The 13,779-nt window shown below is 63.2% G+C and carries 12 protein-coding genes; 3 read left to right on the plus strand and 9 right to left on the minus strand.

Translation table 11 applies throughout. From position 1 onward, the window contains the following. Window positions 1–185: 185 nt before the first annotated feature. Window positions 186–935, minus strand: coding sequence for an ICP22 family protein (locus tag NMQ11_RS18155; RefSeq protein WP_255171107.1), 750 nt, complete (start codon window positions 933–935; stop codon window positions 186–188). Between the two features lie 362 nt (window positions 936–1,297). Here NMQ11_RS18155 and NMQ11_RS18160 point away from each other — a divergent pair, with 362 nt between their 5' ends. Next, window positions 1,298–1,768, plus strand: coding sequence for a cupin domain-containing protein (locus NMQ11_RS18160; protein ID WP_255171108.1), 471 nt, complete (start codon window positions 1,298–1,300; stop codon window positions 1,766–1,768). Between the two features lie 89 nt (window positions 1,769–1,857). Here NMQ11_RS18160 and NMQ11_RS18165 read toward each other — a convergent pair whose 3' ends face one another. The 4 genes from NMQ11_RS18165 to NMQ11_RS18180 form a co-directional block, all read right to left on the minus strand. Continuing rightward, a complete protein-coding gene (locus NMQ11_RS18165; protein ID WP_255171109.1) occupies window positions 1,858–2,355 on the minus strand; it encodes a halocyanin domain-containing protein in 498 nt (165 codons plus the stop codon). Window positions 2,356–2,502: 147 nt separating this feature from the next. Further along, a complete protein-coding gene (locus NMQ11_RS18170) occupies window positions 2,503–3,852 on the minus strand; it encodes an LLM class flavin-dependent oxidoreductase (protein WP_255171110.1) in 1,350 nt (449 codons plus the stop codon). Window positions 3,853–3,944: 92 nt separating this feature from the next. Further along, window positions 3,945–5,177, minus strand: a complete 1,233-nt coding sequence (locus NMQ11_RS18175) for a carboxylate--amine ligase (RefSeq protein ID WP_255171111.1) — start codon at window positions 5,175–5,177, stop codon at window positions 3,945–3,947. A 66-nt stretch (window positions 5,178–5,243) separates the two neighbouring features. Further along, window positions 5,244–6,059, minus strand: coding sequence for a DUF8054 domain-containing protein (locus NMQ11_RS18180; RefSeq protein ID WP_255171112.1), 816 nt, complete (start codon window positions 6,057–6,059; stop codon window positions 5,244–5,246). 181 nt (window positions 6,060–6,240) lie between these two features. Between NMQ11_RS18180 and NMQ11_RS18185 the strand changes: the two genes are divergently transcribed. Next, window positions 6,241–8,391 carry a hypothetical protein gene (locus tag NMQ11_RS18185; RefSeq protein ID WP_255171113.1) on the plus strand — a complete coding sequence of 717 codons (2,151 nt, stop codon included), beginning with the start codon at window positions 6,241–6,243 and terminating at the stop codon, window positions 8,389–8,391. Window positions 8,392–8,543: 152 nt separating this feature from the next. On the opposite strand, the gene NMQ11_RS18190 is transcribed toward NMQ11_RS18185, so the two are convergent. Both NMQ11_RS18190 and NMQ11_RS18200 read right to left on the minus strand, forming a co-directional pair. Beyond that, the gene (locus tag NMQ11_RS18190; protein WP_255171114.1) at window positions 8,544–8,690 is read right to left on the minus strand and encodes a DUF7503 family protein; all 147 of its coding nucleotides are present in this window, start codon (window positions 8,688–8,690) and stop codon (window positions 8,544–8,546) included. Between the two features lie 315 nt (window positions 8,691–9,005). Next, window positions 9,006–10,820, minus strand: a complete 1,815-nt coding sequence (locus NMQ11_RS18200) for a PGF-CTERM sorting domain-containing protein (RefSeq protein ID WP_345781474.1) — start codon at window positions 10,818–10,820, stop codon at window positions 9,006–9,008. A 482-nt stretch (window positions 10,821–11,302) separates the two neighbouring features. On the opposite strand from NMQ11_RS18200, the gene NMQ11_RS20260 reads away from it, so the two are divergent. Continuing rightward, window positions 11,303–11,578, plus strand: a complete 276-nt coding sequence (locus tag NMQ11_RS20260; RefSeq protein ID WP_425607715.1) for an ATPase domain-containing protein — start codon at window positions 11,303–11,305, stop codon at window positions 11,576–11,578. 702 nt (window positions 11,579–12,280) lie between these two features. Here NMQ11_RS20260 and NMQ11_RS18205 read toward each other — a convergent pair. Next, complete coding sequence (locus NMQ11_RS18205) at window positions 12,281–13,267, minus strand: LLM class flavin-dependent oxidoreductase (RefSeq protein WP_255171115.1); 987 nt, start codon at window positions 13,265–13,267, stop codon at window positions 12,281–12,283. An 81-nt stretch (window positions 13,268–13,348) separates the two neighbouring features. Then, window positions 13,349–13,774, minus strand: coding sequence for a carboxypeptidase-like regulatory domain-containing protein (locus NMQ11_RS18210; RefSeq protein WP_255171116.1), 426 nt, complete (start codon window positions 13,772–13,774; stop codon window positions 13,349–13,351). Window positions 13,775–13,779 lie beyond the last annotated feature (5 nt).

A 13,779-nucleotide genomic window follows, 5' to 3' on the forward strand; every position in this document is an offset into this window, starting at 1 on the left:
ATATGGACGATCCGATTTTTCAACGAAACCAGATCCAGAACCCCGAAAACTACGCGAAACACGCAGAGCGCCTTGGGCTCCCAAAATAGGAGATTCTGTCTCAACCGGCCGCCGCTCCTCGAAACTCTGCCCCCGTCCGTCCACCGCTTCCGTCTTCTACCCGTCTACCGGTTACTGGCGACGGGCTACTCTCCGTCGTCGCCTCCGACTCCTGGCGGCCAGTCGTCGTCACCGGCGGATCCGAACGGGAAATCGTCGAAGTCGGGCCCTGCGGGGCCGTCATCGGTACCCGACCCCGGCGGGAAGTCGTCGAAATCGGGCCCGGGAGCAGAATCGTCCGACTCGAGTCCGGGCGGGAAGTCGTCGAACGCCGGCCCCGGCGGGCCGTCATCGGCGTCCGTCCCCGGCGGGGCCTCCTCGAGATCGAGTTCCGAGGGAGTATCGTCCCCGTCGGTTTCCGGCGGGACGTCGTCGGGCGCCGAGGGGACGTCGTCACTCGAGTCGGAGTCGTCCGCCACGGCCGGCGGTTCGACATCGACCGCCCCGTCGTCGCTCTCGGATTCGGCATCCCCCGCGGATTCGTCGTCGGTCCCGGAGTCAGCCCCTCCAGCCGCAGCGTCGCCGTCGCCGTCGGCAGCATCCGTTTCCGCCGGCTCGTCGGCACTGTCTGTGGTCTCGGCGCTCGCGTCCGGCTCGTCACCGCCGTCGACCTCGGCATCCGTCACTCCCACCTCGCCGTCCGCAGTCGCCTCCGGGGCGGTCTCGTCGGCGACCGCCTCGAGGTCGGTGGTGTTGGCGTCGTCCTCCGGGACGGGGTCGTCTCCCGGGAACATCTCCGGGACCACCAGCCACGTCAGCGCGAGCATCGTGAGCCCGATGAGACACAGCGGAACGAGCATCCCCACGATCGACGGCTCCGGATCGACTCGAGCCATAGAACGGCTCAAGGGACGAGGAGTGAGGTCATTAGTAATGGCAGAGTACAGGAATTAGGTCCTCGTGTGACCGTGGGCTGGCGGTTACGACCGACGCTGAGCCCGTGACTTCGGACTACCAAACGCCTTGGGTGCTTATAGAGCAACTGTCGACTCTCGCGGTCAACTCAGGCGCCATCTCGTCGACGACGAGAGTCTGACCAGCTTCCGGCGGTCACGGTAGTCGTCGTCTGCCACGCTCGAGACGGGGCGCGCAACGGTTAACCGCGTCGCGAGCCTACTGGTCTGTGATTCCAGGGCAGGAACGCAAGGCCTCTTTCTTTCCTTGTCGCGTGCTCGAAGAATCAACTGGAGTGACACGAATGGCTACAAAAAGTAACACGCAGAACGGCCCCGTCCAGGCGGTCGAACTGTACCAGTTCGACGGGGCAGACGTCTGGCAAGAGGGCGACGACCGGGCGCAAATACGCGGCTACTTCCCGCTCTCGCCGGGTACGCCGAACGCCAGTGAGGTGTCCGGAGACGACCTCATGCTCGTCTGCATCGAGATCGAACCCGGAAACTACCTCCCGTCCCACCGGGATAGCAACGAGGAACTCCTCCTCGTCACCGCCGGAACGGTCGAGGCGACGATCGGCGAGGAGTCGGTGGAACTCTCGAACGGCGCGTGTGCGATCGTCCCCGAGATGGTTCCTCACGGACTGCGAAACACGGGCGAAACGACGGCACGCGTCGTCGGGGTCTTTCCGAACGACGAACTGACGGCGACGTTCGAAGAGACTCTGATGCCGTTCGGAACCGACGTGGTCACCATCGGCGGCGACACCAGCTGAGCCGCAGGTCTCTTCGGACGACCCGTCCGTTTTTTCGACTTCCTGGGTACCACACCGGGAGGCCACCGGCGTACAGCCGTAGACGCGGGCTACTCCTCGAGGACGACTGCGCCTTTCATCCCCTGCGTGCGGTGGGGTTCACAGACGTAGAGGTACGTCCCCGGCTCGTCGTCCTCGAAGTCGTGTTCGAACGTGACCCCCTCCTCGTCCTCGAGGTCGCTCTCGAAAACGGGCTCGTCCGCCTCGGTTGCGTCGTCGATCTCCTCCTCTTCTTCGTCTTCGGGAGCGTGCACGACGTTGTGGACGCCGCCCTCGCCGGTCCACTCCCAGGTGACGGTCGTCTCCTGGCTGATCCGAATCGCGGGTGGCTCGAACTCGAACCCGTCGTCGCCGGTTCCGACCTCGACGGTGACTTCCTCGTCGTCGGTCAGGTCCTCGGTCTCCTCGTAGTTCTCGACGTCGTCGAACCACTCGCCGTAGTCCGGTTCCTCGTCGTCGTCCTGGGCGGCGACGACTCCGGTGGTCGTTCCGAGAGCGACACCCGCGCCGATCGTCTTCAGTATCGTTCGTCTGTCAATTGATTCCATAGTGAACCGGCGACCGCGAACGACAAGAAGCCGAAACCTCCACTAGCAAGCCAGCCGGCCGATCGGCAGACGGCGGGGTCCACTAGAACGGCCTCCTCTCGAACCTGCGGGATACCGGGGAACGTGCTTTCGAGACAGTTTCCAGCCTCACATCTGCCGTCCGGGGTGCTCGTCGGCCAGCCGTCGACGTCCGAGTACGTTCTCGCGGAGGGTCTCTCTTTCGTAGGACTCCCGAATCAGGCCACGCTCGCGCAAAACCGGGACCACGAGGTCGACGAAGTTCCGAAGCGTACCCGGCCGGGTAACCTCCTTGAGATTGAAGCCGTCGACGCCGACCTCCTCGCGCCAGGACTCGAGTTCGTCGGCCACCTGTTCGGGCGAACCGACGATTACGGGCGAGGTCGAACCCAGTCCCGCGAACCTGGCCGCTTCGCCGACGGTCCACTCGCGTTCGTCGTTCGTCGTAAAGGCGTTCATCGCCCCCTGGATGGCCTCGGTTTCTATGTGTTCGATCGGCTGGTCGGCCTCGAGTTCCGAGAGGTCCATGTCGAGAAAGCCGCTCAGCAGCGAGAGGGTGCCCTCGACGCTGACGTGTTCCGTGTAGGTCTCGTACTTCTCGCGGGCGATAGCCTCGCTCTCGCCGGTGATGACGACGATCCCGGGGAAGAACTTGAGCGAGTCGGGGTCTCGGCCGTGACTCGCGGCGCGTTCGCGCATGTCCGTTACGTAGTCGCGGGTCGCCGCCTTCGTCGGCTGGGAGACGAACACCGCCTCGGCGTTTCGAGCGGCGAACTCGCGGCCGCGGTCGGAGGACCCTGCCTGGTAGAGGACGGGCGTCCGCTGGGGGGAGGGTTCACAGCCGTGGGGGCCGGGCACCGAGAAGTACTCGCCCTCGAAGTCGATCGCCGACACCTTTTCGGGGTCGGTGTAGGTGCCGGCCTCGCGGTCGCGGACGACGGCGTCGTCCTCCCAGGAGCCCTCCCAGAGCCGATAGCAGACCGCCATGAACTCGTCGGCGCGGTCGTAGCGCTCGTCGTGGTCAACCCGACCCTCGAGGCCGAGGTTTTCGGCCGCGCTCTCGAGGTACGACGTCACGATGTTGAAGGCGATCCGGCCGTCGGTGACGTGATCGAGCGTCGAGAGCTCGCGGGCGAGCTGGTAGGGGTGGGTGTAGGAGGTCGAGCGGGTGATCGCGAAGCCGACGTGGTCGGTTACCTCGGCCATCGCGGGCACCAGCGCCTGTGGGGCGTTCGAAGGGGTCTGGATCGCCCGCCGAATCGCTGGATCGCGGCTGTCGCCGTAGACGTCGTAGATGCCGCGGACGTCGGCGAAGAAGATGGCGTCGAGGCCGCCGCGTTCGGCCGTTCGAGCGACCTCGGTCCAGTACTCGCGGTCGGTGTAGCGGTGGGACTGGTCACCGGGAATCGTCCAGGTGCCCGGCGAGACGTGCTCGACGGAGTTCATCGTGAAGAGATTGAAGTGCAGCGGCTCGCTCATTGGACGTTCGTTTTCGGCGCCCGGGTAAAAGAGGAGGTGACACCGGTAAGCGAGGAACCCCCTCGAGGAACCAGGCGGCGGTCAGGGCCGATTCAGCACGAACAGTAGTAGTCGGGACCGCCGAACTCCGTCTCGAGCAACTGGAGTGTCGGGCCCGGGTCGGAGGGTCGGTAGACGCCGGTGGTCAGCCCCTGGGCGGTCTCGAACTCGCCCGAAAGCAGCGCCCGCCACTCGTCGTTCGAGAGGACGTCGGTAGCGGTGGGATCGCTCGCGAGTCCCGCCAGGTAATCCCGGAGGTAGACCCACCGCGTCTCCTCGACCGGACCGGAGTCGTAGGGCTCGCCGACGGCCTCGGCATACGCTGCATAGGGGAGGTTCGCGCCGGCTTCGACCGGCATCGAGATCCACTTCCAGGGGCGGGTGTTGATGTCGAGCAGGACGTACTCCTCGCGGGTTTCGTCGTAGACGAACTCGGCTTCGCTGATCCCGTGGTAGCCCGCGGTCTCGAGGATCGAACGGGCGCGCTCCTCGAGAACGGGGTCGGACACCGTGTCGACGACACAGGAGGTGCCGTAGGCGCGTGGATATCGGACGCGGGCGTTGCCGACGACGCCTGTCGTCTCCCCGTCGGGGGCGACGTAGGAGGCGAACGACCGGTCCTTCCCGGTCGCGATCGGGACTTTCTCCTGGGCCATCACCCGCACACCCGCCTCATCGGCGCGGGAAACGACTTCCTCGAACTCGGCGGCGTCGCCCACCTCGACGACGTTCGTCCCCAGTAGCTCCTCGAACTCGCGTTTGCGCGCGGGCTTGACGACGAACGGGTAGCCGAGTCGGTCGGCGGCCGTCTCCGGGTCGACCTCCGAAAGGCGGTACGTCTCGGGGTAGGGAACCTCGAGTTCCTCGGCGAGGGCGTACAACGACTCCTTGTCCAGGACGGCCTCGATTACGCTCCGGTCGGCGAAGGGACGCCTGACGCCGTCAGGCTCGCTGCCGGCGAAGGCGTGAACCCACTCGTCCATACAGGGGAAGGCGACCGGCTCGTGCTCGAGGACGGCGGCGATGCGTTCGACGTCCGCGCGAAACGCCTCGGGGTCCTCGAGGGGAAAGCTTACCGCGCCCGCTGTGACGACGGCGTCGGTGTACGGCCCGACCCCGTCGCCGTTGCGATCGAGGGCGATAACCGGAACGTCGTGGGCGGCGAGCGCCCGCGCGACGCTACAGCCCGTGATGTGGGCGTTGGCGACGAGCGCTGGCGGGCGATCGAACGATCTCGCTGTGAGGGCATCACAGAGGTCTGCTGTCGACTGAAACGAACTGGCCATGGCTGTCGGTGGGGCGTCCACTCACAAAACCCACCGGTTTCCGGCATCGCGGGGAGTGGCGATCGCTCACTCGAATACGTGGAGGTGGACCTGACACCGGTTGCAGGTGAGCGCGGACTTGGGTGTCCCGTCAGCGGCCGTCTGTGGCGGGCCACAACAGCCGCCGACGATACCGTCGGTCAGCGCTGCTTCGCAGGCGGGACAGTGCGTGAGAAACAGTCCGAGGGCGTACGCGGCCGACGCCCGCCGACTCTCGGAGATGTCGTACGCGGCAAGCGTGCGCACCGCGGCCGTCTGTGCGAGCGCGTTGGGGCGCCTGACCCACGACTCGGCGGTGATCGAGTCCGTCCCGTCGGAGAGCACGACATAACGCTGCCCGTCCCGGTCGACCACGTCGACGTCCTCTGCGACCGGTGAGGCCTCGAGGACGGCAGACGCGAGTGATGCGTGGTCGTACTCCCGAAGTACGGCGATTTCGCCGTCCCAGCGATCGCGGAACTCGTCGGTGAGGGCGACCGATTCCGCCGTAACGTCGAGGACGTCGGCCGCCGCGAGTTCCGAAAGGAGCACTTCGCCGTCGACGTCGGTCGTATCACCTGCGAGCGAGTTCGCTGTCCCGTCTTCCGGACGCGTCGGGTCAGCGTTGCGGCGCTCGAACAGGGCGGCGGTGATCTGCGGGGTGTACGGGACCAGATACCCCCGCAGCCAGATCGTGGCGCCTCCGACGAGCAACACGAGTCCGCCTCCGGTCACGGAAACGGGTGCGACGACCAGCGAGAGGAGAACGAGGAAAGCGACGTTCCCGAGGGTACACGGCCAGCAGCGGTCCGATCCGGTGTACTGAGGCTGACGGAGGGGCCCGACGCGGTCGAGCAGTGACATCGGATATCGAAACGAACCGTCCCGAAGTATATGAACGCATTCCCGCCGGGTCGCTCACCGAACGGTCGAGGTTTCTCGCGCGGGGCGGCTACGACTGACTACCACGGGTATGAGCTTCGCCCGGAAACGTTCCCGAAATCGTGAGAAAGCGCATTTACCTCACTGAGCCGTAACGTACGTGATGAGTCTCTCGAGGGAGACGTCCGACCGAAGGGCGACGGCCCAATCTGTAAACTCCGTCACTTTCGAGCCAGCCGACGGGGAGTACGGCGTCGAAGTGCTCGATCTGATCGACCGCCATCGGTACCTCCTCTGGACGCCCGCTCCCGTCTCGTTCGAGCGGGCGGACCCCGATACGTTCCCCGCGCCCGTCGACGCGGCGGTCTCGCTGTCGACGAGTGCGCTCACGTTTCCGACGGTCGTGCCGGTCGTCATCCGAGACGAGACGGGAACGTTCCTTGCGAGCGTCGAGCAGATGGCAACTGAGACGCTCCCCGAGGGGCGGTACTGTCTCGAGGTCGCCGCGCCGATCCGGCTGTACGTGGACGTCCACGCTAGCGTAACCGTCTCGTCGGATCTGCTCCAGACGTACATCGACTTCGGCGACGAGACGCCGGTTGCGATCGGTGCGACCTCGTATCACGAGGGGCCCGCCGCGACGGTAACCACGACTGACGAACCACGAGACGTGATGGCTGCCGTCTCGACGTTCGCCTCGGGGCTCAAGACCCTGAGCCCCGAACGGTCGTTTCCCTCAAACCGCGGCCACCCTCCAGTCGTGGCCCGCGGCGACTCGTTGCGGATTCCGGACGGGCTCGAGCCGCCCGAGACGGAAATCCGTCTCGAGGTGCCTCCCGACCTGCCGTCGATCTACGCGGCCGCGCCGCTGGCGTACTACCTCGGTGCCGGCCTCGTTCCGGCGGACAGGCCGCGACTGGTCACGGAGACCGGTTTCGATTACGTCCTCGACGACCAAGTGGAGTACGTTACCGGGGTCGAACGGACGCTGAAGCGACTGTTCGTCCTCGACTGTGTGGTCCGAACCGAGGGCGTCCACCCCGTGGCGCTGTACGAACGCCGCCAGCTCGAGTCACAGCTCGACGTAGACTGCGAAGCGCTCTACGGCTGTCCGTCCGCAGCGCGCCTCGAGCGCTACTTCGAGATCCCGTTTTCGGCGCTCGAACCGCTGCTCCCCGACTGGAAGGTCGCCGCACACGTCGATCCCGTGCCCGCATCCGTCGAGTTTCTCCCGTTTCTCGCCCACCGACTCGCAGTAGTCCACCCCACGCGCGCCGTGGAGATCGCACCCCCTGACGACCGACAGACGGTCGCCGACGAGGTCCGTCGACACGATGGTGTCGGTCCCGACGCGCCAGCCCGCGGGGCCTCGCCGACGTCCGTCCGGCCAGCGCGAACGGGGACGATGGAGGAGCTCTGGATCGGCGAGGGGGTTCCGTTGGGGGTCAACAAGGCGGTACTCGAGGGTTATCGGAACCGGATCGGCCGCCAGCAGGTCGAGGGCGACATCGAACTCACCGTCGTTTACAACGAGGTTCCGGAGTCGCCGCCGAGTGACGATCCCTTGACCAGTATGCACGCCGAACGGGCGCTCATCGACGAGGTGTACGGCTCCCGGAGCGATTTTCCGTTCGAAACGACGATCCATCACAACCTGACAGTCGCGGAGTTGCGGGCGGTCCTCGAGACGCCGGTGGACTTCCTGCACTACATCGGTCACATCGACAGCGACGGGATCAGATGCGTCGACGGGAGCCTGGATGTGGCGACCCTCGAGGCCGTCGGCCCCGACTCGTTCTTCCTGAACGCCTGTCGGTCCTACGAGCAGGGTATCCACCTCATCGAGGGCGGGAGCATCGGCGGCATCGCGACGTTGGACGACGTCGTCAACGGCGAGGCGATCGAGATGGGCCAGACGATCGCCCAACTGCTCAACCGCGGCTTTCCGCTGTACGCCGTCCACGAGATCGCCCGCGACGCGGTCGGCCACGGCGAGCAGTACGTCGTCCTCGGTGACGGCGGGCTCGCGATCGCCCAGGCGGAGAGCAGCGTTCCCAACCTCTGTGAAATCGAGCGCAACGGGGAGGGCTTCACGGTCGGAATTCGGACGTACCCGACCACCCGCCGCGGGCTCGGCACACTGTTTATCCCCTACGTCGCCTCCAACGAGGAGTACTTCCTGAGCGGCGGGTCCCTGAAGCCGTTTCGACTCTCGCGAACCGAACTACGGCAATTTCTGGCGCTCGAGAACGTTCCCATCCGCATACACGGAGAACTGCGCTGGAGCGACGACGTCGACATCTCAGCGCTGTAGTGACGTTTCGGCCGTAACGGGAGTTCCTCGGCGGCCAAGGCGGATATCCCGACCCGTGAGGTCGGGGTTGTTGACCATCTGTACTGTAGAAGCGTCTCTCGGCTGAGAGGCCTTTCTACCCGTAAAGAAAAGGTCTTGCTCGTGGTGAGGAACTACGAGATCGCGCCGCCGTTGGCTGCCGCCACGCTGCCGGTCTGGGAAGCTAACAGACAGAGCGTGAACAGCGCACCGAGCGCGCGTGGGTGGGCTTTGAGGTACTCAACGAACTGCTTGCCGGCCGATGGTTGTAAGTCGGACATCGCACCCGTACACATGTTATGTGAGTTATTAAATATTTTTTAAAGTATCTATCTATATGTTGGAAAATTACAGGCAAAGGGATTCTTCGTTGTAGTAAGGTTGATATTTAGTGTTTTGATGATGCGTTAGTATGACGGCGACGGCGGCGGACCGGTTGGTGGATTACCGGATAGAGGAGAGAGTCTACGACTGTCGTCGTGGGTGGATGGTGAGGGAATCGAGAGCACATCCTGACGGGCTGACGTGGTATTGACTCACCGCGTCAAACTCCGGCAGAAAAAGTTCTCGAGACGGTTAGCCGTTCGCGTCGCGGTTCACCGGTTGTGGCGCAGGCCGAGTGCGCCGGCAACGAGGAGCGCAACGAGGCCGACTGCGATACCGAATCCGGGCATCGAGTCGTCGTCGTACTCATCGTCGGCGTCCGTCTCGTCGTCCGTTTTCTTCTCGTCGGTCGGTTCGTCGTCGGTGATGGTGTCGTCTTTCTCGGTGTCGGTCTTCTTCTCCTCCTCTTCCGGTTCGTCTTTCTTCTCGTCCGTGTCGTTCGCGTCGTCCTTCGTATCCTTCTCGGCGTCGGTACCGGTGTCACCTTCCGCGTAGGTGGCGGACTCGCTTTCCGCGAACTGGACGTTCTGGTTCTCCTGGATCGTGATCTGGACGGCCGAGGCCTCACCGTCGTCCTCGGCGACTGCGAACGCCGTGTTCGACTGGTAGTTCACCTGCGTGATGTTCTGGCTCTGTTCGACCTCGGCGGTCGACCACTGCTCGACGGCGTTGAGTTCGTCGTGCGGGCCGTCGTAATCGAAGCTCAGGCGGTCGACGTCGTCGACGGAGTCGCCGCCGATGGTCGCGACGCTCGTCTCGGTCAGCACGACGCCTTCGTAGTTCGAACACGCGGCCTCGAGTTTGCTGCGTTCTTTCTCGTCGAGGTCGCTGTCGTCGATGAAGATGTTGAGCGCCTCGGCGGAGGCGACCTGTGCGTTGACGTTCTGCTGGTAGGTCAGCTGGACGGCGTCGGCGGTGCTGCCGTTCGTGGCGATCGCCTGGGCGGCACTGTCCAGGTTGATGTTGACCTGTTCGACGCTCTGGTACTGGGTGACGCTGGCCTCTGCGGTCTGGTTGACGGCGCCGGCGTCAGCATCGCTTTTCTTCTCGGGATCGTCGTGGACCTCGGTCGCCTGTGCGAGGACGTCAGTGCCGTCCTCGATGCCGGCGGTGGCGATGTTCAGCCCCGTCGCATCGAGCATGACGTTGAGCGCCTCGGCGGAGCCGACCTGTTCGTTGAGGTTCGACTGCTCGGTGAGTTGGATCGCCGTCGCGGAGGCGTTCTCGCCGACGGCGATGGCGATCGCCGTCCCTTGCTGGTTGACGTTCGCCTGGCTGACCTCCTGGGCCTGCTCGACGGTCGCGTCCGCGCTCTGGTCGGCGTCAGCGCCGTCCTGGCCGTCCTGTTTCTTCTGTTTGTCGTGCTCACCGGGGTCGGCCGCGGACGCGTTGTCGGCGTAGACGTTCGCCGCGCTCGCCGCGCCCTCCTGGAGGTTGTAGTTGGACTGCTCGGTGACCTGGATCGCCGTCGCCTCGCTTTCGTTCTCGGCATAGGCGAACGCGGTCGCGTTCTGGACGATGTTGGTCTGGTCGACCAGCTGGGCCTGGCTGACGGTGGCGTCGGCCGTCTGGCTGACGGTGGCGTCGCCGTTTGCGACCGCCCAGCCGTCGTACTGCTGGGAGTCGCCGTTGCCCATGAGCAGGTAGACGTCGCCGACGTTGTCGAACTGCGTCTCGTGGCTGATCTGCTCGTTGGCGGCGCTGGCGTCGCCGTCCTGGACGTTGTCGTTGTACTGGTCCACCTGCTGGATGGCCGTGGCGTCTCCGCCGCCGATGGCGATGGAGACCGCGAGGCCTTCCTCGTGGATGTTCACCTGGCCGACGTTCTGGTACTGGATGACCTCGGAGGTGGCATCGGAGTCACCGTTCAGGTGGGCGTCGACGTACTCCTCGAGGCTTTGGTCGCCGGTGTCGGCGCCGAAGGCGAGGTAGAGGTCGTCACCGTTTTCGAGTGTTTCGACGGTCTGTGTCGGACTGTCGTCTGCGATCGCTACCGGCGCGGTCGCGAGAACAGACAGTACAACCATGCATGCAATCAGGATGGATTTCAGTTGGGGGAGGTTTGTCATGGTCTCGGGTCGATATATTCGATCATTTGAATCTCTTTGCTCACTGAGTCTGAAGCGACCCGAAATTTCCTATGCTGAAGACTTCCTTTGGTATCTGGGCGTTGACAGCGAGAAGAAACCGCTTACTGCCGGTTTCGTGGATTACTGGAACCGCGGTGGCGTGGGTGGGACGCGGCCGAATTCGGGAGGTAGGGTGTAGTTACGGCCGATTTATGGTGAAACAATGTATCGTCTGCGGAGAACGGTGATCGGACCCTCGAGCGGGCGCACGCAGCGTGTGCGAAACGGAGTTGAGGGGTGATCCGTCGACACCTCGGTGTCTCCCTTCACAGGGTTCGCGGACGGACTCGAGACGGTGAGATGAATATCTGCGACTTCGTCGAATTACGGTATTTGATCGGTACAGACCGGGGAAAATAGCAGGTGAGTGTCGGCGACGTATGGTTGGGTTGCCACCCCGGCTCTCAACGGGAGTCGCTGGGCTCGACGACGTACTACACGGCGGCTATCTCGCGGGTGACGCTTATCTCCTCCGCGGGGAGCTCGGAACCGGAAAAACGCTATTGGGGCTGCACTTTCTTCGCGACGGAGCCGATGCCGGTGAGACCGTGCTGTTCATCAATCTCGAGGAGTCCGAAGCGAAGACCGGTGACACTCTCCGGGGTCGGATTCGACCTGGACGGGATCGACTTTCTCGATCTGAGTCCTCGCTCTGACGTCTTTACTGTCAGCGGTGACTCGAGAGCGCGTGCTCTCTCGACATCGACTGCGTATACAGTTTCATGGGTATCCCGAACCGGAGGTCGCTCTTTCGCAGACGACCAACGAGTCTCGAACGGCCCGGGTGTGTTCAACCCGCTCAGCGTACAGAACAGATCCTCGGTTCGTCGTCCATTGATTCTATAGCCCAAACACATCAAGATAATTTTACTACGTCAAAAACTCTGGGGGGCTATTCTACAATCTTTGCAATACTCTGTCGAAGCTATTGCGCGCGCCCCTTCATGTTACAACTAGTATCGGTGTGACGTCTCCCAGGAACCGCCGTTCAGTCATACTGTATTTAATTTTAGTCATTTATGATTTCTTCCGGACTTTGGCCCTAGACACCGTCGGCCGTGAAGATAGAGTATATTCACCAGTCCGGTGTTCTGAGAGGATCGCTCTGGTACACAGTGGGCGGACGAAACTACTTCTCCAGGAAGTCCTCGAAACTGAAGCCGATTCACACCCCAAATATTTCTCATATTGGACAATATTGGTTCCCTTGGAAACATGGTGGAAATCAGATTATATGGTTTTACCACACCAAAATCCCCGATCATAAAAGAGACGAGACTCCGCCCGAAAGACTGGAACTGACGGGCGACTGTAGACTACGTTCTCGGCAGTTTTGTTCGCAGGAACGCGTAGATCGCTCAGTCGAATTCGGGGAGCACGTGTTCCTCCATGACCGAGATCGTTTCGTGCGGATCGCCACATTTCGAGCCAACGAGTACGCGAGTGACACCCGCTCGTTCGTACTCCCGGAGTAACCTCACGACCTCTTCTGGATCGTCCGTGATGTTGTATTTGGTGCGGATCTCCTCGTCCGACATCGCGGCGAGACGGTCGTCGGCCTCGCGCTGTATCTCCCGCGGGTCAGTGCTGTCTATCTGATCGTGTGGGACGTACTCACCACGGTCGCGGATCTCCTGTACCAGTTCGTCCGGATCTCCGATGTTGATCGACACCTCGGTCGTGACGTCTACATCGTCGAGACTCCGCCCTCGAGTCGAGAGCCCGTCTTTGTACGGAGGGATGATCTTCTCACGAATCTTCTTCGGGGATGCCGCTGTGATCAGGTGGTCCGCGTGTTTTCCCGCGAGCGTACACGACGTCGGACCCCACGCCGCCCAGTGGATCGGAAGCGAGGCTTTCGGCTCGGTGTGGAGTCGGATCCCCTCGTACTGGAAGTACTCGCCGTCGAACTCGAGGTACTCGTCTGCAGTCCACAGCTTCTCGAGGAGGTCGATCGTTTCGATCATCATGGCCGCTCGTTCGCCCCACTCCGGCCAGTCGTCCAAAAAGTGTGCTTCGTTCAGCGCCTCACCGACACCGAGACCGAGGTGGAACCGTCCCGGATACATGCTGTCGAGTGTCGCAAGCGCCTGTGCGAGCAGCGGTGGGCGGTATCGCAGCATCGGACACGTGACGGACGTCCCGACCGGAACGTCCGGAACTTCGTTCATCAGCGCCCCGAACCACGGGAGAATGTGATGGGTGTACGGTCTCGAACTGATCCACGGGAGGAAGTGATCGCCGATCCAGATCCCACCGAATCCGGCATCGACGGCCCGTTTTGCGAGTTCGATATCTGCACTCGGCTCTCGGAAACATCCGTATACGTTGTAATGACAATCCATCGCGTACTGTGTACTGGAGGCGAGACGATAAAAAATTGCGTGCCTGTCCTGTCTACACCATTGATTTCGTCGACGTTCGTCTCAGCTGGACTGGTCCAGTACCAGGTCCTGTTCGTAGTTCTCTCCCTGGAAGTTCAGGTGGATACGGAGTTGTTCGCTCTCCGTCGTCTCGTCGGGTCCGAACGCTTGTAGCCTGAACTCGAGGACCTCCTCCATCCCGGTGAACTGGTACTCGCCGTTGCTATCGGTCGTCGTCTCGTGCGTCGGGTTCTGACCGAGGCGTCGCTCCTCGCCGAGGATGACGGTTGCGTCTTCGACGGGGTCGCCGTTGGCGTCGACGACCGTGCCGCGGATGTTTCCGTCGTTATTCGCGGAGACGTACCCGAACACCCCGATCGAGATGACGAGGGCGACCGCCAGCACGATCGAGATCCGATTGAACAGCAGCTTCCGCACGGTCACCTTCTCCGCCACGAGCAGGATCAGCGGTGGTATTTTCAGGTCCATTTGAA

The sequence above is a fragment of the Natrononativus amylolyticus genome (assembly GCF_024362525.1).
GTDB classification, from domain to species: Archaea; Halobacteriota; Halobacteria; order Halobacteriales; family Natrialbaceae; genus Natrononativus; species Natrononativus amylolyticus.